The 20,296-nt window shown below is 70.4% G+C and carries 20 protein-coding genes, 1 tRNA gene and 1 pseudogene; 13 read left to right on the top strand and 9 right to left on the bottom strand.

Going from position 1 to position 20,296, the window contains the following annotated elements; translation table 11 throughout:
- Window positions 1-8 precede the first annotated feature (8 nt).
- The 3 genes from AC07U4_RS06180 to AC07U4_RS06170 all read left to right on the top strand — a co-directional run bounded on the left by AC07U4_RS06180 (window position 9) and on the right by AC07U4_RS06170 (window position 2,267).
- Window positions 9-287, top strand: a complete 279-nt coding sequence (locus tag AC07U4_RS06180) for a hypothetical protein (protein ID WP_495194775.1) — start codon at window positions 9-11, stop codon at window positions 285-287.
- A 96-nt stretch (window positions 288-383) separates the two neighbouring features.
- Window positions 384-2,138 (top strand): single-stranded-DNA-specific exonuclease RecJ, encoded by a 1,755-nt coding sequence (gene recJ / locus AC07U4_RS06175; RefSeq protein ID WP_495194774.1) that lies wholly within the window; start codon window positions 384-386, stop codon window positions 2,136-2,138.
- A 54-nt stretch (window positions 2,139-2,192) separates the two neighbouring features.
- Window positions 2,193-2,267 (top strand) — tRNA-Glu (locus tag AC07U4_RS06170).
- Window positions 2,268-2,719: 452 nt separating this feature from the next.
- On the opposite strand, the gene AC07U4_RS06165 is transcribed toward AC07U4_RS06170, so the two are convergent.
- Window positions 2,720-2,941: a hypothetical protein gene (locus AC07U4_RS06165; protein WP_447797028.1), complete on the bottom strand. Its 222-nt coding sequence runs from the start codon at window positions 2,939-2,941 to the stop codon at window positions 2,720-2,722.
- Between the two features lie 174 nt (window positions 2,942-3,115).
- Here AC07U4_RS06165 and AC07U4_RS06160 point away from each other — a divergent pair, with 174 nt between their 5' ends.
- Window positions 3,116-3,334, top strand: a complete 219-nt coding sequence (locus AC07U4_RS06160; protein WP_137899030.1) for a hypothetical protein — start codon at window positions 3,116-3,118, stop codon at window positions 3,332-3,334.
- A 4-nt stretch (window positions 3,335-3,338) separates the two neighbouring features.
- Here the strand turns inward: AC07U4_RS06160 and AC07U4_RS06155 are convergent, their stop codons facing one another.
- On the bottom strand, window positions 3,339-3,743 hold the full coding sequence (locus tag AC07U4_RS06155) for an HIRAN domain-containing protein (RefSeq protein WP_495194773.1): 405 nt from the start codon (window positions 3,741-3,743) through the stop codon (window positions 3,339-3,341).
- Window positions 3,744-3,752: 9 nt separating this feature from the next.
- Complete coding sequence (locus AC07U4_RS06150; protein WP_495194772.1) at window positions 3,753-4,793, bottom strand: potassium channel family protein; 1,041 nt, start codon at window positions 4,791-4,793, stop codon at window positions 3,753-3,755.
- A 655-nt stretch (window positions 4,794-5,448) separates the two neighbouring features.
- Between AC07U4_RS06150 and AC07U4_RS06145 the strand changes: the two genes are divergently transcribed.
- The 4 genes from AC07U4_RS06145 (at window position 5,449) to mgrA (ending at window position 10,909) form a co-directional block, all read left to right on the top strand.
- Window positions 5,449-6,159: an ABC transporter ATP-binding protein gene (locus tag AC07U4_RS06145; protein ID WP_495194771.1), complete on the top strand. Its 711-nt coding sequence runs from the start codon at window positions 5,449-5,451 to the stop codon at window positions 6,157-6,159.
- On the top strand, window positions 6,152-8,677 hold the full coding sequence (locus tag AC07U4_RS06140) for an ABC transporter permease (protein WP_495194770.1): 2,526 nt from the start codon (window positions 6,152-6,154) through the stop codon (window positions 8,675-8,677). Before AC07U4_RS06145 ends, AC07U4_RS06140 begins: the two co-directional genes overlap by 8 nt.
- Entirely contained in the window at window positions 8,677-9,744 is a 1,068-nt protein-coding gene (locus AC07U4_RS06135) for a lipocalin-like domain-containing protein (RefSeq protein ID WP_495195021.1), read from the top strand. Before AC07U4_RS06140 ends, AC07U4_RS06135 begins: the two co-directional genes overlap by 1 nt.
- 79 nt (window positions 9,745-9,823) lie before the next feature.
- Window positions 9,824-10,909, top strand: coding sequence for an L-glyceraldehyde 3-phosphate reductase (gene mgrA, locus AC07U4_RS06130; RefSeq protein ID WP_495194769.1), 1,086 nt, complete (start codon window positions 9,824-9,826; stop codon window positions 10,907-10,909).
- 8 nt (window positions 10,910-10,917) lie between these two features.
- Here mgrA and AC07U4_RS06125 read toward each other — a convergent pair whose 3' ends face one another.
- The 3 genes and pseudogenes from AC07U4_RS06125 to AC07U4_RS06115 form a co-directional block, all read right to left on the bottom strand.
- On the bottom strand, window positions 10,918-11,253 hold the full coding sequence (locus AC07U4_RS06125; RefSeq protein ID WP_495194768.1) for a hypothetical protein: 336 nt from the start codon (window positions 11,251-11,253) through the stop codon (window positions 10,918-10,920).
- Between the two features lie 118 nt (window positions 11,254-11,371).
- Window positions 11,372-11,773 (bottom strand): DUF2076 family protein, encoded by a 402-nt coding sequence (locus tag AC07U4_RS06120; protein ID WP_495194767.1) that lies wholly within the window; start codon window positions 11,771-11,773, stop codon window positions 11,372-11,374.
- Between the two features lie 39 nt (window positions 11,774-11,812).
- Window positions 11,813-11,918: pseudogene (locus tag AC07U4_RS06115) on the bottom strand (hypothetical protein); the annotation flags it as partial.
- A 163-nt stretch (window positions 11,919-12,081) separates the two neighbouring features.
- Between AC07U4_RS06115 and AC07U4_RS06110 the strand changes: the two are divergent.
- A complete protein-coding gene (locus tag AC07U4_RS06110; protein ID WP_495194766.1) occupies window positions 12,082-12,738 on the top strand; it encodes a sulfite oxidase-like oxidoreductase in 657 nt (218 codons plus the stop codon).
- A 6-nt stretch (window positions 12,739-12,744) separates the two neighbouring features.
- On the opposite strand, the gene AC07U4_RS06105 is transcribed toward AC07U4_RS06110, so the two are convergent.
- Window positions 12,745-13,533, bottom strand: coding sequence for a metallophosphoesterase (locus AC07U4_RS06105; protein WP_495194765.1), 789 nt, complete (start codon window positions 13,531-13,533; stop codon window positions 12,745-12,747).
- Complete coding sequence (locus AC07U4_RS06100) at window positions 13,530-14,276, bottom strand: hypothetical protein (RefSeq protein WP_495194764.1); 747 nt, start codon at window positions 14,274-14,276, stop codon at window positions 13,530-13,532. Before AC07U4_RS06100 ends, AC07U4_RS06105 begins: the two co-directional genes overlap by 4 nt.
- A 197-nt stretch (window positions 14,277-14,473) precedes the next feature.
- Between AC07U4_RS06100 and AC07U4_RS06095 the strand changes: the two genes are divergently transcribed.
- A complete protein-coding gene (locus AC07U4_RS06095; protein ID WP_137899040.1) occupies window positions 14,474-15,547 on the top strand; it encodes an aldose epimerase family protein in 1,074 nt (357 codons plus the stop codon).
- On the opposite strand, the gene AC07U4_RS06090 is transcribed toward AC07U4_RS06095, so the two are convergent.
- Window positions 15,534-16,790: an MFS transporter gene (locus AC07U4_RS06090; protein ID WP_495194763.1), complete on the bottom strand. Its 1,257-nt coding sequence runs from the start codon at window positions 16,788-16,790 to the stop codon at window positions 15,534-15,536. The genes AC07U4_RS06095 and AC07U4_RS06090 overlap by 14 nt on opposite strands.
- A 340-nt stretch (window positions 16,791-17,130) precedes the next feature.
- Here AC07U4_RS06090 and AC07U4_RS06085 point away from each other — a divergent pair, with 340 nt between their 5' ends.
- The 3 genes from AC07U4_RS06085 (at window position 17,131) to AC07U4_RS06075 (ending at window position 20,281) form a co-directional block, all read left to right on the top strand.
- Window positions 17,131-19,425: a chemotaxis protein CheA gene (locus tag AC07U4_RS06085; protein WP_495194762.1), complete on the top strand. Its 2,295-nt coding sequence runs from the start codon at window positions 17,131-17,133 to the stop codon at window positions 19,423-19,425.
- Window positions 19,425-19,850 carry a chemotaxis protein CheW gene (locus tag AC07U4_RS06080; RefSeq protein WP_495194761.1) on the top strand — a complete coding sequence of 142 codons (426 nt, stop codon included), beginning with the start codon at window positions 19,425-19,427 and terminating at the stop codon, window positions 19,848-19,850. The genes AC07U4_RS06085 and AC07U4_RS06080 overlap by 1 nt, the downstream gene beginning before the upstream one ends.
- Before the next feature lie 65 nt (window positions 19,851-19,915).
- Window positions 19,916-20,281: a response regulator gene (locus AC07U4_RS06075; RefSeq protein WP_038660946.1), complete on the top strand. Its 366-nt coding sequence runs from the start codon at window positions 19,916-19,918 to the stop codon at window positions 20,279-20,281.
- Window positions 20,282-20,296: the final 15 nt, after the last annotated feature.

The following is a 20,296-nucleotide window of genomic DNA, read 5'->3' as shown; positions in this document are numbered from 1 at the left end:
CTGTGGCGATGGATTTGCTGTCGCACCTGCTGAACGCCTTCGGTTCGACGCTATTGGTCGCCGCGGTGGCCTTCTGGGGAATACGGTGGTTGGCGCCGCTCGCTCCGGCGCGGTTCGGCGCCTTCACCTTGGCGATCGGCTATGCCCTCGCCCGGTATAGCGGGTCGGCGCCGCCCTGGGCGGCGATGCCCTTGCTCGTCCGGGCGATCGGGACGCTATCGGCGCTGACGCTGCTTTGGGTCTGGTGGTTCCGACACGCGCATGCGAGCGAGGAAGCAAATAGCTAGAGTTACCTCGGGCAATATGGTTACGATAACGCCCGTTCTGCCCTAAGGCATGAGGGTGCCTGATCGTGGCACCCATCCCGGAACCCCTCGACACCCATGACCCCCGTTCTCGGCGTATCGCATTCGATTCTCGGCCAGCCCTGGCATTGGCGCAGCCTCGCCGCCGACGCGCGCGACGGTTTCGGTGCCGACGATCTCGTCACGCAATTGCTGCTCGCCCGCGGCGCCGAGCGCGAGACGCTCGACCAGCATCGCGCGCCGTCGATCCGCGCCTTCATGCCCGACCCGTCGGTGTTCCGCGACATGGACCGCGCCGCGATCCGCCTCGCCGATGCGGTGCGGGCGGGCGAGAGCGTCGCGGTGTTCGGCGATTACGATGTCGACGGCGCGACCTCGGCGGCGCTGATGATCCTCGTGCTGCGCGATCTCGGGCTCGAGGCGCGGCCGTATATTCCCGACCGGTTGCTCGAAGGCTACGGCCCGTCGGGCGACGCGCTGGTCCGGCTCGCGGGGGAGGGGGCGTCGCTGATCGTCACCGTCGATTGCGGCGCACAGGCGTTCGAGGCGCTGGCGATGGCGCACGCGCACCCGGTCGACGTCGTCGTCGTCGACCACCACAAATGCGCCGCCGCGCTGCCGCTGGCGCATGCGCTGGTCAATCCCAACCGGCTCGACGAGGACGAAGGCGCGGCGCACGGCCATCTCGCCGCGGTCGGCGTCTGCTTCCTGCTCGCCGCGGCGCTGCTGCGCACGCTGGAGGCACGCGGCTTCTTCGCCGATCGGCCCAAGCCCAATCTGATCCACCATCTCGACATCGTCGCGCTCGGCACCGTCGCCGACGTCGCGCAGCTGCGCGGCCTCAACCGCGCCTTCGTCGCGCAGGGGCTGAAGGTGATGGCGCAGCGTCGCAACGTCGGCCTCGCCGCGTTGATCGAGGCGTCGCGGCTGACGCGCGCGCCGACGTGCAGCGACCTCGGCTTCGCGCTCGGGCCGCGGATCAATGCCGGCGGCCGGGTCGGCCGCGCGGACCTGGGCGTGCGGCTGCTCACCACCCGCGATCCCGACGAGGCGCGTACGATCGCCGAGGAGCTCGACCGGCTCAACGAGGAGCGCCGCCTGATCGAGGCGGGGGTGCAACAGGCCGCCGAACTGCTCGCCAACGACGGCCGCCGCGTCGTCGTCGTCGCCGGCGACGGCTGGCATCCCGGCGTGATCGGCATCGTCGCCGGACGGCTGAAGGAGAAGTTCGGCCGGCCGGCGATCGTCATCGCGATCGGCGAGGACGGGCTCGGCAAGGGCTCGGGCCGGTCGATCGCCGGGGTCGATCTCGGCGCGGCGGTGCTCGCGGCGAAGGAGCAGGGCCTGCTCGTCGCCGGCGGCGGCCATGCGATGGCGGCGGGGCTGACGATCGCCGCCGACGGCATCGCCGCCTTCGCCGATTTCCTCGAAGAACGGCTGGCCGCCGGCGTCGACCGCGCGATCGGTGAGCGGGCGTTGCTGGTCGACGCGGTGCTCGCGCCGGGCGGGATCAACCCGCTGCTGGTCGAATCGCTCGATGTCGGCGGACCGTACGGCATGGGCTGGCCGGCGCCGCGGATCGCCGCCGGGCCGGTGCGGATCATCAAGGCGGACGTCGTCGGCAACGGCCACGTCCGCGCGGTGGTGGCGGGCGACGACGGCCGCAGCTTCAAGGCGGTGGCGTTCCGCGCCGCCGACACCGCGCTGGGGCAGGCGCTGCTCGCCGCCGCGCCGCACCGCCGGCTATGGCTCGCCGGCCGCGCCAAGATCGACGATTGGGGCAGCCGCCCGGCGGCGGAAATGCACCTGGAAGACGCCGCCTGGGCGAATTGATGCATCACAACCCCTTGACCGATCGCCGACCCCCCTCTAGCAGCACCCCTCGCTGGCCCCTTCGTCTAGCGGTTAGGACGCGGCCCTTTCACGGCTGAAGCACGGGTTCGATTCCCGTAGGGGTCACCAGCAGCGCAACCGGCCATGGTCGGCATGCCGCTGGTGACGGCATTCGCAGAGTTCCAGCATCATTCCGGTGACAGCGGTGCGGCGGGGTCGCTCGGCGCCGGTCCGGCTTCCTGCGGGCGGTCGAAGGTGACCACCCATTGCGGATAGCCGTCGGGTGCCATGATGATGTCGGCATGGCCGACGGGGTCGTTGCCCGTCTCGATCCAGCCGGCGCCGTGACAGGTGTCGCAGATCGCGCGCTTGCAGCGGAAGCTGACCAGGTCGATCTCGACGTTCCACTGGCCGTAGCCGTGGCAGATCGGGCATTTCGCATCGAGCGTGCCGTTGCGCGGCTGCAGCGCGATGATGTCGAAGGCATGCGGGCTGTTGGGGCCGTCGCAATAGACGACGTTGCTGGCATGGGCGATCTTTGGTCTCCTCGGGCACGCACGGGTGGTCGGCGGCGTGGCGGATCAGTCCGGCACCACCCAGTTGAGTTCGTCCGCCGCCGCCTCGGCGGTCTTGGCGAGATGGCGGACGTAATCCTGGAAGATCGGCACCGTGAAGGTGACGAGCACCGGATCGGCGTCGGGCTCGTTGAAGGTCAGCACCACGAAGCGGGTGCCGGTCTCGTCGATCATCAGGCCGGCTTCCATCGCGCCGGGCCCGCTCGGGCTGATTACCACCTCTGCCATGGATCAGCGCGGCTCGCCGGCATGGGACGGTCGGAGGATTTCGGGTCTTGGCATGGAGGCTCCTACACGGGTCGGACGGGTATAACGCCCGATGACGGTTTCCGCCCACGCGTCTTTCGCGGCGGTGGTTCGTTTCCTGCCGACGCGTTGATGCAATGCGACTGGGAGAAGACGATGCGGTTCGTTCAGATCGAGATACTGCCCACGGGCAAGGCGCTGGTCGATATCGACAAACTGACCCATGCGGTGCCGGAGGGCGAGGGCAGTCGCCTGTTCCTGGGGGCGCAGCATCTCGATGTGCCGCATACGCTCGCCGAACTGGAGAATATCCTGGCCGGACGCGAACGGACCGATGACGGCGAGAGCAGTGCCGCCGGTTTCGGCCTGCGCTAGGCGGTCAGGCGCCCCATTCCGGCCCGTCGTCGTCGGAATAGAAGGCGTCCGGGTCATAAGGTGCGGACCGTCGCGCCGGCGCGGATGGCGTCGGCAAGGTCGGCTGGCCGCCGCCGAAGCGCAGCCGGATATAGGCCGCATTGCCGTCCATGCCCTGGAAGATCGCCGCCGCCGCTTCGCCACGATTCAGGCGCATGCCGACATAAGGCGCCCGCTCGGCGCTGAGATAGCCGAGCTGCACGCCGCGCGGGCCGATGACCGCAATGGCATTGCCGTCGTGCTTGTTCTTCGGTTCCGGCACCAGGGCGACCGGCTCGCCGGGCAGCGTCATCATCGTTTCGGAGCGGCGGTTGCTGCCGTCGGCATTGGCGAAGTCGATGCCGACGACGGCGAGGGTCAGTTCCTGCATCGCCGCGGTTCAGATCTTGGTCGCATCGGCGGCCTCGACCAGCTCGATCACCCAGTCGCCGGCGCGCAGCTCGCGCGCCTCGGGTTGCAGGACGCCGATCGCCCGGTCGTCGCGATAGATGCGGACGATCTGGCCGTCGGTGCCGTCGCGCGGCGCGGTGCCGATCTCGTCGGCGCGAACCGGGCGTTCGCGCAATTCGATCTGGCCGCCGCGGGTGACGAGGTCGGCGACATAGTCGGCGACGTGCGGGCCGGCGGTGCATTGCGCGAGCAACTGGCCGCCGAAGCTCACCGGGTTGACGATGATGCTGGCACCGGCGTCGCGCGCCAGCAACTCGTTCTCGATCGCCGCGATCGAGACGGCGATGCCGGCATGCGGCGCGAGGCGACGGCAGGTGAGGATGATCAGCACCGCGGTGTCGTCGCGGCCGGGGCAGATGATGACGTTGCGCGCGGCACCGACCTTGGCGGTTTCGAGCACCTTGTTGTGGGTCGCATCGCCTTCGACGGTGGCGACGCCCCATGCCTCGGCGAGGCGCAGCCGGTCGGCGTTGGCGTCGACCACGACGATCCGCTCCGGCTGATGGCCGCGTTCGATCAATTCGCCGACCGCCGCCGAGCCCGAGCGGCCGAAGCCGCAGACGATGACGTGATCCTTCAGTTCGTGCCTGACCAGTCCCATACGCCACCGCTCCCATCCCTGCCGCAGCATGAAGCTGTAGGCGCTTCCCAGGAAGATGAGGAACACGAAGATGCGGATCGGCGTGACGACGAACGTATCGAACATCCGCGCCGAATCGCTGACCGGGACGATGTCGCCATAGCCGACCGTCGTCACGGTGATGACGGTGAAATAGACGATGTCGAGGAAGCTGACCGCGCCGTCGGTATTGTCGCGCAGGCCCGCCCGGTCGATCCAGTGACCGCCGAGCGCGATGCCGACGAGCAGCAGCACCGCGGCGGCACGGATCGCCAAAGTGGTGAGCGGGCCGAGCCGCCCGGCGCGATAGAAGCGCGGGCGCACCGGGCGCAGGGCCGCCGGTGCGGCCATCCGCCCGGGTGCCAGCGCCGGCCGTGGGGTATGATGCCGGTTCACGGGGCGGGGGCGGTGCTGACCATGCGCTTGTGGTGCGGGAGGTTGCCGGTGGAGTGCAAGCGTCGCGTTGCGAGACCTCTTGCAAAATTGGTGTGTTACCTGCCGTGGGGTGAAACCTCCAAAAACACGATCAGTGCTCCCGCGCAGGCGGGAGCCCAGGAGTCACGCACGCTATAGGATGTTGTTTTGCTTGGCCCTGGGCTCCCGCCTTCGCGGGAGCACTGGCTTGGGTTTGCCAAGGTTCCGCCTCCACGGGAACGCTGAAGAGGGCGACCTCTGCCGGGGTACATCGCGGCGCTATCGCGTATGGCCGTTCACATGGGCCCGGCGCTATCCAAGCCCACTCCGTCACCCCGGACTGGTTCCGGGGTCCACGGCTGGGGGCGCGGCGTTGCCCTTGCGGCGCGGTGGACCCCGGAACGGGTCCGGGGTGACGGGTCTGTCGGGGAAACCGATCGAGCCTCATCATTGCCTGCGACCGCCTGCGTTACTTGCGGGTTCGCAAAACCCTCGCGTTGCGCGCCCGACAGCGGCGGGAACCGAATGGGCGACCAGATGTACCGACTAGGTGCCGGCGCAGCCTGCGGTGCGCGCAGCGGGGGGCGGGACGATGAGCATGGGCGCTGGGACGAGCGGTGGACACGGAGAGCGGCCGTTGCTCGCGGTACGCGCGCTCGGCAAATCGGTGCCCGGACCGCGACGGCTGTTCCGCAATCTCGACCTGTCGGTCGCGGCGGGAGAACTGGTCGCGATCATCGGCGAATCCGGCGTCGGCAAATCGACGCTGCTCAACATCCTTGCCGGGCTCGACGACGCCGACGAGGGCAAAGTCGCGATCGACGGCATCGATCTCGGCACGCTCGACGAGGCGGCGCGCACGCGGCTGCGTCGCGAGCGGGTCGGCTTCGTCTTCCAGGCCTTCCATATCCTGCCCTATCTGACGCTGCGGCAGAATGTCGCCTTGCCGCTGGCGCTGGTCTCGCCGGACGCGGCGGAGGCCGACCGGCGGGCCGATGCGATGCTCGATGCGGTCGGGCTGGACGGGCGCGGCGCCGGCTATGCCCGCGACCTGTCGGGCGGCGAGTTGCAGCGAGTCGCGATCGCGCGGGCGCTGGTCCATCGCCCGGCGCTGATCCTCGCCGACGAACCGACGGGCAATCTCGACCCCGATACCGCGGCGCGGGTGCTGGCGCTGTTCGCCACCGCGGTGCGCGGTCATGGCGCCGCCGCCGTGATGGTGACGCATTCCGAGGCGAGCGCGGCGATCGCCGAACGCGTGCTGACGCTCGGCGCGGACGGACTGGTCGATCGGCGTGGCTGAGCGCGCCGGGCTGATCCGGGGACGGCTGGCGCTCGGCTGGCTGATCGGCGGCGAGTGGCGGTTCCATCCGGCGCGCTTCCTGACCACGGCGGTCGCGATCGCGGTCGGCGTCGCGCTGGGGTTCGCGGTGCATCTCGTCAACGGATCGGCGCTGGCGTCGTTCGACGGCGCGATGCGCGGCGTCAGCGGCGCAGCCGAGCTGTCGGTGCGCGCGACCAGCCCGCTCGGCTTCGACGAGGCGCTGTATCCGCGCGTGGCGACGGCGCGCGGCGTCGCCGATGCCAGCCCGGTCGTCAGCCTCGACGCGCGGATCGGCGGCACGCGCCTGACGCTGCTCGGCATCGACGTGATCCGCGCCGCGGCGGTGACGCCGTCGCTGATCGGCATCCGCTCCGCCGGCCCCGATACCGGCAACGACAACGTGTTCGACGAGGCGGCGTTGTTCCTCTCCCGCCGCGCGCTCGCGCAGACGAAGGCGCGGGTCGGGGAAATCGTTCAGGCGACCGTCAACGGCCGGACGGTGCCGCTGCGGATCGCGGGGACGCTGCCGGGCGCGGACGAGACCGCGGTCGGCGTGATCGACATCGCCGCGGCGCAATGGCGATTCGGCCGGTTGGGGCGGATCGACCGGCTCGATCTCGCCATGTCCGATCGCGACGCGGCCGAGCCTGCGCTGCGTGCGCTGCTGCCCGCCGATGCCGTGCTGTCCTCTCCGGCGTCGCAGAACGCGCAGGGCGATGCGCTGTCGCGCGCCTATCGCGTCAATCTCGACATGCTGGCGCTGGTCGCGCTGCTGACCGGGGGGTTCCTCGTCTATTCTGCGCAATCTCTGTCGGTGGTCCGCCGGCAGCGCGCCTTCGCCTTGCTGCGGACGCTCGGCATGCCGCGCGGCGGGGTGATCGCCGCGGTGGTGGTGGAGGGTGTCGCGATCGGGCTGGTCGGGGCCGCCGCGGGCCTGCTCGCCGGCTACGGCCTCGCCTGGGCGGCGCTGCACTGGTTCGGCGGCGATCTCGGCGCGGGCTATTTCGGTGGCGGTCGTGCGCAGGTCGTTTTCCAGCCCGCGGCGGCGTTCGGCTTCTTCGCGCTCGGTCTGGCCGCGGCGATCCTCGGCAGCGCGCTGCCGGCGCGCGTCGCGGCGCGGGCGGCGCCGGCGGCGGCGCTGAAGAACGCCGGCGACGTGCTCGATCCGCGCCGGCCGGTCGCCTGGTGGCCCGCCGCGACCCTGCTCGCCGCCGGCGCGGTGGCGGCGCTGCTGCCCGCGGTCGCCGGCCTGCCGCTGTTCGGCTTCGTCGGCATGGCGCTGATGCTGGCGGGCGGGGTGGCGGGCGTGCCGTGGTTCGCCCGGACCTTGCTGGCGCCGCTCGCGCGTCGCGGCGGTGGCGACGTGCCGCGCCTGCTGGCGGTGCGGCACCTGCACGGCGCGCCGGGCGAGGCGGCGACCGCCTTGTGTGGCATCGTCGCATCGACCGCGCTGATGATCGCGATGGCGACGATGGTGACGAGCTTCCGCGGCGCGGTGGACGATTGGCTCGGCGACGTGCTCGGCGCCGATCTTTACGCGCGCACCACCGCTGGGGCGTCGTTCGATCCCGCGACGCGCGCGCGGCTGGCGGCGACGCCGGGCATCGCGACGGTGGCATTCAGCCGGCAATTGCCGCTGACGATCGCCGCCGACCGCCCACCGGTCAGCCTGATCGCGCGGCCCGAGCGGGGCGGCCGCGATCCGCTGCTGGTGCTGATCGACCGTGCGCCGTCGCTGCCGCCCGGCGCCTTGCCGGTATGGGTGTCGGAGCCTGCGCAGCGTCTGTACGGCTGGGATCCCGGCGAGACGATCGAATTGCCGATCGCCGGCCGCACCCGCTTCGTCGTCGCCGGCGTGTGGCGCGACTACGGCCGGCAAGCGGGCGCGGTGCTGGTCGACGAGCGCGACTATCAGCGGCTGACCGGCGACGAGGGCCGCGACGAGATATCGGTGATGCTGACGCCGGGGCAGGACGCCGGCCGCGTCGCCGCCGCGCTCACCGCGCGGCTGCCCGCGAGCCTGCGCGGGCAGGTCGAGATCACCCGGCCGGCGACGTTGCGGCAATTGGCGCTGACATTGTTCGACCGCAGCTTCGCGGTGACCTATCTGCTCGAGGCGGTGGCGATCCTCGTCGGGCTGGCGGGGGTGGCGGCGACGATGTCGGCGCAGACCATCGCCCGCGAGCGCGAATTCGGCATGCTCCGCCACCTTGGCCTGACGCGCCGCCAGTTGACCGCAATGCTCGGGATCGAGGGCGCGATCGTCGGCTTGACCGGGGCGCTCGCCGGCATCGGCCTCGGCCTGCTGCTGGCGCAGGTGTTGATCCACGTCATCAACCCGCAGTCGTTCAACTGGACGATGACGACCCGCATCCCGGTCGGCACGCTGGTCGGCGTCGCCGCGGCGCTGACCGGGGCGGCGGCGGTGACGGCGGTGCTCGCCGGGCGGCGCGCGACCGCACGCAGCGCGATCAACTCGGTACGGGAGGATTGGTGATGAAGCCGCTGGCGACGATGACGGGCTGGCTGGCGGCGGTCGCGGTGGCGGCCCCGGCGGCGGCGCCCTATCCGCAGGTGCGATCCGGCATCGTGCTGCGCTTTCCCGCCGATCATGGCGCGCACCCCGCCTTCCGCACCGAATGGTGGTACGTCACCGGCTGGCTGAAGACCGCGGAGGGACGCGATCTCGGCTTTCAGGTCACCTTTTTCCGCACGCGTCCGCCGGTCGATCCGCGCAACCCCAGCCGGTTCGCCGCCGGGCAGGTGCTGTTCGCGCATGCCGCGCTGTCCGATCCGGCCACCGGGCGGCTGCTGCACGGCGAGCGCTCCGCGCGGCAGGGCTTCGGTCTCGCCGCGGCGCGGACCGGCGACGCCGACGTGGCGATCCGCGACTGGCGGTTGCGGCGCGCCTCCGACGGGCGCTGGCAGACCGCGGTGACGGCGGACGGATTTCGGCTGGCACTGGCGTTCCGGCCGACGCAGCCGCCGCTGCCGCAGGGACGCGGCGGCTACAGCCGCAAGGGGCCGCGCCCCGAAGAAGCGAGCTATTATTATTCGATCCCGCATCTGCGGGTCGCCGGGCAGGTGCAGATCGGCGGGCGCGCGGTCGCGGTGACCGGCGAGGCGTGGCTCGATCGCGAATGGTCGTCCAACTATCTCGCCCCCGCGGCGCAGGGCTGGGATTGGACCGGGCTAAACCTCGACGACGGATCGGCGTTGATGGCGTTCCGCATCCGGCGCAAGGGCGGCGGGACGCTCTGGACGGGCGGATCCTTGCGCCGGCCCGACGGGCGGACCACGGTGCTGGCGCCGGGGGACGTCGCCTTCCGGCCGGTCGCCACCTGGCGCAGCCGCGCGACCGGGGCGGTCTATCCGGTGATGCAGGATCTCAGCATCCGCGTCGACGGCAAGGTCACGACGCACCGGCTGACGCCGCTGTTCGCCGCGCAGGAACTCGACGCGCGGCGCGGCGGCCTGCCGGTCTATTGGGAGGGGGCGGTGCGCACGCCCGGCGGTCGCGGCTATCTGGAACTGACCGGCTACGACAAGCCGCTGGCGATGTAGTCGCCGGCGATCCGGCAACCTTTTGCCCGGGCGATGGCTTTGGTCGCTGTCTCCCCAGCTGCGTGATCGAGGATTTTTCATGGCCTTTCCCGAACCCTATACCGCCGCTGCCGGCCGCTACGATGCCGGCATGTCCTATCGCCGCACCGGCCGCAGCGGTTTGCGCCTGCCGGCGATCAGCCTCGGGCTGTGGCAGAATTTCGGCGGCACCGACGTCTTCGAGACCGGCCGCGCGGTGCTGCGTCGCGCCTTCGACCGCGGCGTCACCCATTTCGATCTCGCCAACAATTACGGCCCGCCCTACGGATCGGCGGAAGAGAATTTCGGCCGCGTCCTCGCGACCGACTTCAGGGCGCATCGCGACGAGCTGATCCTGTCGACCAAGGCGGGGTGGGACATGTGGCCCGGTCCCTATGGCGACATCGGCTCCTCGAAAAAGTATCTGATCGCCAGTTGCGACCAGAGCCTCAAGCGCATGGGCGTCGATTACGTCGACATCTTCTACTCCCACCGCGTCGATGCGACGACGCCGCTGGAGGAGACGATGGGCGCGCTGGTGCAGCTCCACCGCCAGGGCAAGGCGCTATACGTCGGCATCTCCTCCTACGAGCCGGGGCTGACCCGGCAGGCGGCGGCGATCCTCGCCGAGGAGAAGGTGCCATTGTTCATCCACCAGCCGAGCTACTCGATCCTCAACCGCTGGATCGAACGCGAGCTGCTCGCGACGCTGGCGGATCTGGGCACCGGCTGCATCGCCTTTTCGCCGCTCGCACAAGGTATGCTCACCGCAAAATACCTCGATGGCGTGCCGGGCGATGCGCGGGCCAGCCGCGACGGTTCGCTGTCGCAGACCTTGCTCAGCGAGGCGAACGTGGCGGCGATCCGCGCGCTCGACGGGATCGCGCGGGCACGGGGCCAGACGCTGGCGCAGATGGCGATCGCCTGGGTGCTGCGCGATCCCCGCGTCACCTCCGCACTGATCGGCGCGCGATCGGTCGCCCAGCTCGACGATTCGCTGAACGCGCTGAACAATCCGGCATTCTCGGCGGACGAACTCGCCGCGATCGACGCGGCCGCGGTCGATGGCGGGATCAATATCTGGTCGGATTCGTCGGACATCGCCGAACTGCCGGCGCCGCAGGGGGGCCCGCTCGCGTCACGATAGACGCCGCGTCAGCGCTGCTTCTTGGTGATGGTCGCGGTGAAGTCCGGGTCCTTGTTCGCCACCCAGTCGACGAACTTGCGCGTCGCCGGGTCGGCGAGCAGCCCCTCGGCGTTCATGCCGTGGCGCTGCAACTCGGAATTGGTGAAATTGGCGGTCACCGTCTGCTGGCAGATCGGATGCATCGGTACGACGTCGCGCCCGCCGCGGCTCTTGGGCACCGGATGATGCCAGACGATCGTCTTGCCCGTCGGCCGGCCGCACAGCCAGCAGGGGGGCACGGGGGCCGCCTCCTCCTCGGCGGGGAGGTCGTCGTCGTACCGGTATTTGCCGTGCTTGCGGGCCATGCGTCTGCCTCGATCGGTCGCCCACAGGGGCGGTGTCGTGCGCTTCGCTACACCAGCATGCGGGCCACGCCGAGCGGGAAGTGACGATGGTCCGGCGCGGCACGGCCCGCGCCGGCACCTACCAGTCGCTGCTGTCGTTGCTGTCGTCGTCGTCGCCGTAATTGTTGATCACGACATTCTCTTCCGGCGTACCGAGGAAGCCCTGGCCGCCGCCGCCGAAGCCGCCGCCGTGGTGGCCGCCGAACAGGTCGGAAAGCCCGCTGAACAGCATCTCGCCGCCGGCGACGCCCGCCGCCGTGGTGCCGGCCGACCGCAGGAAACTGCCGAGGCCGCCCCCCCCCCGACAGGATGCCGGGCCGTGCCTCCGGTGCCGGTGGCGCATAAGCGGGTTGCGACCCGCCCCATGGTCCGCGGTCGGTCGGCAGAAAGCTTGGCGATGGCGCCGGCGGGGCGATTTGTCGTTCCAGCTCCGCGATCCGGGCCTGCGCGGCGTGCAGCGACTGGTCGGCGACGATCGCATGCTGGACCAGCACGTAGCCCGCGTCGGGATTGGCGGCGAGCGCCTGCCGGATCAGCGCGTCCGCCTCATTGTCCTTGGCGACGCCGCGTGTCGCGACCAGCTCGTTGAGGAAATTCGTCAGAAGGGTGCGTTCGTCGGGTGTCATGCTTCGTCCTCGCGGTGAACGGCGGCGGAGATCGGTCGCCGACCCGCCGCGTTCAACCTCGCCGTGCCCCCGACACGTCATCGTGACGCGGAATTCACCTGCCCGTCATCCCGCTTGCCATCGGGGGCGATGATGCGGGATGTACGGCAGAACGGAGATCGACATGACCGACGATGCGACGCCGCCCGACAGCAAGCTGACCCGCTCGAAGCGGCGCTGGGCGAGCGAGCACAAGTTCCTGACCGGCCATGGCGCGCGACCCGAGGACGAGCGGTTGCCGCCCGGGCAGCATCTGGTGCGCGACTGGCCGGTGCTCGATCTCGGTCGCCAGCCGGATATCGCCACCGACCGGTGGGAATTGCGTATCGGCGGCCTGGTCGAGCGGCCGGTGACGCTCGACTGGGCGGCGTTCATGGCGCTGCCGCAGACGCAGGACCGGTCGGACATCCACTGCGTCACGACCTGGTCGCGCTACGACAATGAATGGGCCGGCGTCGCGACACGCGACCTGCTCGACGTGGTGCAGCCGAGCGCCGCGGCGGCGTTCGTCATGCTGCACGGCTATGACGGTTACACCACCAATCTGCCGCTCGCCGATTTCGCGGCGGAGCAGGCGATGGTGGCGCACAGCTGGGACGGCGCGCCGCTGACGCGCGCGCATGGCGGCCCGGCGCGGTTGCTCGTCCCGCACCTCTATCTGTGGAAAAGCGCCAAATGGTTGCGTGCCATCGACATCCTCGGCGCCGACGCGCCCGGCTTCTGGGAGGTCAACGGCTATCACATGCGCGGCGATCCCTGGACGGAGGAACGCTATTCGTGAATCCGGTCAGCGCGCGGTGCTACCGTCGATCGCCTTGATGATCTCGGCGCGATCCTCGCAAAGGTGCAATGCGGTGAGTACGCCGGTCTTGTAGGCGCCGGTGTCGATGCCGATACGGTGCGGCAATACCGTCGGGCGGTCGCCCGTCCAGGTGTGGCCGTGGACGATGATCGACGCGGCGGGTTTCGGATGGTCGAGGAACCCCTCGCGGATCCACAGCAGGTCGTCGCGGCGCTGGGCGTGCAGCGCGACGCCGGGCACGACACCGGCGTGCACGAAGGCATAATCGCCGATCTCGATCAGCAGTTCGAGCCGGAGAAGCAGATGATAATGCGAGGTCGGCATCGCATCGAGCAGGCTGTCGCGCAGCGCGGTCAGCGCCGCCGGCCGTTCCAGCTCGGCCGGCTCGGGCAGGTCGACGCCGTACGAGCGCACCGTCGCGGCGCCGCCGACCGCCAGCCAGCGGCCATGATCGGTGGGCCGTTCGAGGAAGTCGCGCAGCATCGCTTCGTGATTGCCTTCGAGCAGCCGCGCTTCCACGGCGGTCGAGCGCAGCAGCCAGGTCAGCGCGGCGAGCACCTCGGCGGACGCCGGCCCGCGATCGACATAATCGCCGCACAGCACCAGCAGCGGCGTCACGCCCGGATAGCGCTCCGCCGCATCGCGATTGATCTCGGCGAGCAGTGCATGCAGCAGATCGTAGCGGCCGTGGACGTCGCCGATCGCATAGAGCGGCTGCACGCCCGCCCGCACGCCGTCCGCCGGCGCGAGCCGCTCGCGCCGGAAGCCGATCATTGCAGCGCCACGCGATCCCCCGCCGGCGCGTCCTCGGCGAAGACGCGCAGGTCGGCGGCGATCATGCCATAGATGCGCAACGCCTCGCGCGGCCGCCGGACGGCGGCGCGACGGGCGCGGAGCCATTCGTCGCGATAGTCGCGCAGCGTGCCGGCACGGACCTGTGCCATCGTCGCCTGGTCGTAGGCGATCGCGACGGTGCGCTCCGCGCTGCGCAATTGCGGCGCAAGGCAGCTCGCCTCGTCGAAACAGGCGCTGCGGACCGGTGCCGTGGCCAGTACGGCGGCACGCTCGGGTGCATAGCTCGGGCGTTCGACGCGGGGCGCAACCGGGCGCGGTTCGTCAACGCTCATCTCCCGCGCCGGCGTATAAGGACGGGGGGCGGGGGCCTCGGGCGTCACCGGCGCGTCTTCCGTGCCGGCGTCGGGCGAGGGCGGCAAAGCGGAAGTGGCGTCGGCGATCTGGACGGGCTGCGGCGCGACGGCCGGTACGGCGGCGGGTTGCGGCAGGGGTTGCGGTCGCTTCGTCGCGACGCGCTTCGCCGGCACGGCGACTGGTGCCTCCATGACGTTGCTGCCGCCGACGATTCCCGCGGTCAGCATCGTCAGCACGCCGCCGGCGGCGAGCATCGCCAGCCACGGGCGACGCCTGCGACGCAGTCGTTCCGGGTGGGCGAGGACCGGCAGTGCCGCGGGCGCGCTGCGCACTTCGCGCCCGAAGATCGCGGCCATGTCGTCGGCCACGCCTTTGATCTTGGGCGTCGCCTGCGGCGTTTGCGGTCCGGTTGCTGGCAGATCGGAGTCAATCATGACGGCGACATTAAGCATAAGCGCTGAACCTTGGCTGTATCCGATGTTCAAGAATCGTACCCTGCCGGCGCGCCGTGCAACGTGAAAAGAAGCTCGCGCCGATGGAAGCGCTGCCATAGAACCGGCGGGTGATGCTTCTCCTGCTCCTCGCCGCCGCCACCGCGCCGACCCCGGCCGATCCGACGATCACGCTGCGCAGCGGTAAGGGGATGGCGGTCCGCCTGATCCCGCAGGGTGCGATCGTGACCGCGATCGAGGTGCCCGACCGGACCGGCCGCGTCGCCAATGTCGTGCTCGGCTATCCCAGGGCCGCGGATTATCGGACCAAGATCCGCAAGAACGGGTTCGGCGCGACGATCGGGCGCTATGCCGGGCGGATCGCCGGCGCGCGCTTCGCGATCGATGGCCGGACGGTGAGCCTGGTCGCCAACGACGGCGCCAACGCGCTGCATGGCGGCGGCCCGTTCGGCTTCGACACCGCGGACTGGCGCGTGAGCCGCCGATCGGGCGGCGACCGCGCGACCTTTACGTTGGTCAGCCCCGACGGCTTCCAGAACTTTCCGGGCCGCCTGACGGTGACGGTGCGCTACCGGCTCGCCGCCGACAATGCGCTGCACATCGACTATACCGCGCGCACCACCCGGCCGACCGCGCTCAACATCACCAACCACAGCTATTTCAATCTCGCGGGCGAGGGCAGCGGCAGCGTGTTCGGCCAGTGGCTGCAGCTCAAGGCGGCGCAAGCGATCGTCACCGATGCCGGCGGCATACCGACCGGCGCGCTGGCGCCGGTCGCCGATACGCCGATGGACTTCCGCTGCCCGCGCCGCATCGGCGAGCGGATCGCCAGCCCGGTGCTCAAGGGTCGCGGCTACAATCACGCCTGGCTGTTCGACAAGCCCGTCGGGACGCTCGCGCCGGTGGCGCGGCTGATCGATCCGGCGTCGGGCCGGACGCTGACGATCGAGACGACCGAGCCGTCGGTGCAGGTCTATACCGGCGGCTATATCGACGGCAGCGACGCCGGGCCGAGCGGCCACGTCTACCAGCCCGGCGACGGCGTCGCGCTGGAGATGCAGCACGTCTCCGACAGTCCGCATCATCCGCAATTCCCGACGACGATCCTGCGACCGGGCCAGACCTATCGGCAGACGACGATCTGGCGGTTCGGGACCGACGGCACCGAATCGCCTAGCTGCCGCTGACCGCCGCCCGCAGTCTCGCGCCGGACGCTGCACGGTGTCGGCAGGCGAGCGCCAGCGCGACGCACGTCGCCGCCAGCGTCGTCAACGCCGCGACGATCAGCAGCGACGGCGGCGAGTGCGGATCGGCGAGCGTATCGCGATAGGCGGAGCCGGCGAGGACATGGCCGAGCAGCAGCATCGCCGCCGCCTGCGCCAGCTTCGACACGCAGGTGAAGACGCCGACATAGCCGGTCGCGCCGCCCGCCGCGGCGCGGTGCATCATCGCCGCCCATAGCATCAGCCACAGGCCGCTCGTCCCCGCACCGAAACCGAGCCCGGCGAGGATTACGCCCGCCGCCGTGGTCCGCAGCGGACCGAGCAGGATCAGCGCCGCGAGCAGCAACGCCAGCGCCGCCGCGCCCAAGGCGCCGCTGGTCCGCACCCGGCGCCGGCAGGCGAGCCACGCCGGCTGGCTGACGAGCCCGCCGATCCCCGCCCATAGCAGCAGCCCGACACCCCCCGCGGCATAAGCGGCATAATACGGCTCGAGCGCGCGGAACAACGAACTCGCCGCCACCATCACCGTCAACGCGGCGAGGATCGTCGTGAATGGCAGGGCCTCCCCGTCCCCGTCGCACCGCACCGGCGGCCCTGCGATCCCGGTGACCGGCGTGCGCGCCAGCCACCAGCCGGTCGCGCAGACCAGTAGCGACAGGGTCGCCGCCCAGGCCAGCCACGGCAGATCGGCACGGCCGTGGATCAGCAGCGGCCCGCCGCAGCCACCGACCGCGATGCTCGCCAGCCCCGAGGCGACGTTGCGCCGCGCGAGCAGCGTGCAGCGTCCGTCCTCGTCGAGCGGCGCCAGCGCGACCATCGCATTCTGCGGCACGTCGATGAACGGATAGGCGACACGGAACCCCAGCAACGTCGCCAGCGCCCACGGCAGCCGCAGTTCCGCCCCGATCAACGGCGTCGCGCAGAACGACAGGAAGAACAGGCACGTCGCCGGCGTGGCGCCGAGCTGCAACCGCGCCGCGACGGCGAGACCGACCATCCGCCCGCGCCAGTGGACCCCCAGCGCCGCATCGACCACGCCGTTGAGCGCGAGCGTCGCGGCCATCACCAGGCTCATCGCCGAAGCGTTCAGGTCACAGGCCTCGGTGAGGAAGAAGCCGAACAGCAAGGTGCTGGCATGCCACAATTGGCTCTTGGCGAAATGCGCGAGCAGATAGGGCGAGACTGCCGCCGCCAGCGCCGATCGCATCCGGCCATCACGAGCTGGCGAGGTCACCATACGCGCAGGCTAGCCGGCCTCTGTGTGCCTTTTATGTAAGCGCCGCCGCATCGCATCGAAGAAATCCCCGCGGAACTTCTGCAAAGCTGCAACAGTGCTCCTGCGAACGCAGGAGCCCAGGGTTCCGGATGCCGTCAGCTGTTGTCCTGCTTGGCCCCTGGGTTCCTGCTTTCGCAGGAACACTGTGTTGATCCGCCGACATTGCCGACTTTCGACGAGGCCCCGCGTCCTCCGCGATACACGCCCCCGACGACTAAACGCCGCCTTAACCTGTCTCCCCCCATGAGCCGTAACGAACTGCCGGGGACCCATGGACGACCTTTTACAGGAATTCATCGCCGAGACCCGCGAGACGCTCGAGGCGCTCTCGGGGGAGATCGTCGCGTGGGAGGCGGCGCCGACCGATCGGGCGCGGCTCGATGCGATCTTCCGCTTCGTCCATACGGTGAAGGGCAGCTGCGGATTTCTCGATCTGCCGCGGCTGGCGCGGCTCAGCCACGCCGCCGAGGACGTGCTTGCCGCGGTGCGCGACGGCAAGCGCGTGCCCGACACGTTGCTGGTCGACGCGGTGCTCGCGATCGTCGATCGCATCGGCGAACTGGTCGAGGCGATCGATTCGGGCACGGCGCTCGACGATTCCAGCGAGGATCTGCTGATCGCCGCGCTCGCCGAGGACGCTCGGCCCGTCGCACAGGTCCAGCCCGCCGCGATGGTCCGCGCCAGCAGCCGTTCGGTCCGCCTCAACGTCGACCTGCTCGACCGGATGATGAGCGGCATGTCGGAGATGGTGCTGGCGCGCAACGAACTCGCCCGCCGACTCCGCGACGAACAGGTCGATCCCCTGGTCGAGGCGGCGCTGGAACGGCTGTCGCTGACCGTTTCCGACATGCGCGACACCGTCACGCGCACGCGGATGCAGCGGATCGACGCGCTCTTTTCGGCGCTGCCGCGGATGGTGCGCGATACCGCCGGCGAACTCGGCAAGCAGGTGGCGCTCAGCATCGACGGCGCCGACGTCGAGCTCGACCGCGAGATGATCGAGCTGATGCGCGATCCCCTCGTCCATATCATCCGCAACGCGGTCGATCACGGCATCGAGCGCCCCGCCGAGCGGCGTGCCGCGGGGAAGCCCGACATCGGCCGTCTGTTCGTCTCGGCGCGCCAGTCGGGCAACCAGATCCTGGTCGAGATCGCCGACGACGGCCGTGGCATCGACGTCGACCGCCTCGCCGCCAAGGCGCGGGCGCAGGGGCTGGTCACCGATGCCGCGCTTGCCGGCATGGACGCCGCGGCGCGGCTTGATCTCGTCTTCCACGCCGGCCTGTCGAGCCGCGACACCGTCACCGCCATCTCCGGCCGCGGCGTCGGCATGGACGTGGTGCGGTCCAACATCGAACATATCGGCGGACGTATCCAGCTCGCCAGCCGGCCGGGGCAGGGGCTGACGATCGTCATCGCGGTGCCGCTGACGCTGTCGATCATGTCGACGATCGTCGTCGGCGTCGGCGACCAGCGGTTCGCGATCGCGCGCCAGTCGGTCGACGAGATCCTGCGCGTGCGCGGCGAATCGGTGCGGATCGACACTGTCGGCGATGCCGAGGTGGCGACGGTGCGCGGCCGGCGGCTGCCTTTGGTGTCGCTTGGCCGGCTGCTCGGCATCGGCGACGGCGGCGAGACGACGCTGGCGATCGTCTCCACCCGCGACGGCGATTACGCGCTGGCGATCGATCACGTCATCGATACCGAGGAACTGGTGGTGAAGCCCGCCGCGCCGGCGGTGATGGCGACCGGCGTCTATGCCGGCCATACGTTGCCCGATTCGGGCCTGCCGATGCTGCTGCTCGACGCATCCGGCATCGCCGCGGTCGCCGGCCTTCGCTTCCTGCACGGCCTCGCCGCCGAGCAGGACGCTGTGGTCGCCGCGGCGGCGCCCGGCGTACTCGCGCTGATGTTTGAGGATCTCGACGGCCAGCGCCGCGTGCTGCCGCTCGCCGCGATCGACCGCGTCGAGCCGGTCTCGACCGAGACGATCCGCCGTACCGGCGGCCAGTTGCGGCTGGCGATCGGCGGCAGTCTGGTACCGCTTTATTCCGTCGCGCCGATCGGCGATCGCCGCGACGTCCCGGTGCTGCGCCTCACCGATGGCGTCACCGAGATCGCCTATGCGATCCACGAACCGGTCGAGATCGTCCAGCTGCCGACCGAGGTCGCGCCCGCGCGCGGTGTCGGGCCGGTCGCCGGGGTGGTGATGATTGACGGCGAACAGGTCGAATTGCTCGATGCGCATGCGCTGTTCGCCGGCGCGCTGCAACCGCTCGCCGGCGATCGTCTGTGCTGGCTGCAACCCGATGCCGGCGGCTGGATGGAGACGTTCCTGCGGCCGATGCTGGAGGCGCTCGGCTATCGCTGCGTGATGCAGCCGCCGCCCGACGGCCCGGCCGATGTCGCACTCGTCATGGACGACGTCGCGATCGCCCCTGCCGCCGCGCGCAACGTCGTGCGGCTGCGTCAGGAGCGTCACGATGTCGGCGATCCCGCGAGCATCTATCGTTACGACCGGCCGGCGCTGCTCGATGCGCTGGCGCATGCCGTGGGAGGCCGCTGATGGGCTTGTTCCTGATCGCGCAGATCGCCGGCCGCGGCGTCGCCATCGAGACCAGTCAGGTCGATTCGGTGGTCGACATCGCCGAGATCGTCGCGGTGCCCCGTGCGGAGGCGGCGGTGCGCGGGCTGGTCGCGCTGCGCAGCCGGGTGGTCACCGTCATCGACACCGGCACCGCGCTCGGCCTCGATCCAACCCCCGATTCGACGCGGCGCGCGGTGATCACCCGGATCGACGGCCATCATTATGCGGTTCTGGTCGACGAGCTGGAGGACGTGTCCGTCTTCGATCGCCAGCCGCTGTCGCCCGGCCTCGCGCTCGATCGCGGCTGGGCGCAGGTCGGCGTCGGGCTGGTAGAGCGGGACGGCGAACCGTTGCTGATCGTCGATCTCGCCGCTCTCGTCCCGCAACAGGTGCTGGCCGCTTAACGCGACGCTTACGCTTCGCTGCCATCATGCCAAGCAGCGGTCATCGCTGGTAAAAAGGCTTATCCATGAAGACGTGCCTCGTAGTCGACGATTCGAAGGTGATCCGGAAGGTCGCGCGCCACATTTTGGAGACGCTCGATTTCACCGTGGCGGAGGCGTGCGACGGCCGTGAGGCGCTGGACGCCTGCCTCGCCTCGCCGCCCGACGTGATCCTGCTCGACTGGAACATGCCGGTGATGAGCGGCATGGATTTCCTGCGCGCGCTACGCGAGGCGCCGATCGCCTCGCGCCCCAAGGTGGTGTTCTGCACCACCGAGAACGGCATGGCCTATATCCGCGCCGCGATCGAGGCGGGGGCGGACGAATATGTAATGAAGCCGTTCGACCGCGACACGCTCGAATCGAAGCTCCAGATCGTCGGCATGGCCTGACGGGCGGCAGCCCTG

It is taken from the genome of Sphingomonas sp. GW821-FHT02B09 (assembly GCF_059421875.1).
The sequence above is the reverse complement of the archived record's forward strand: the minus strand, read 5'-3'. Positions and strand labels throughout refer to the sequence as shown.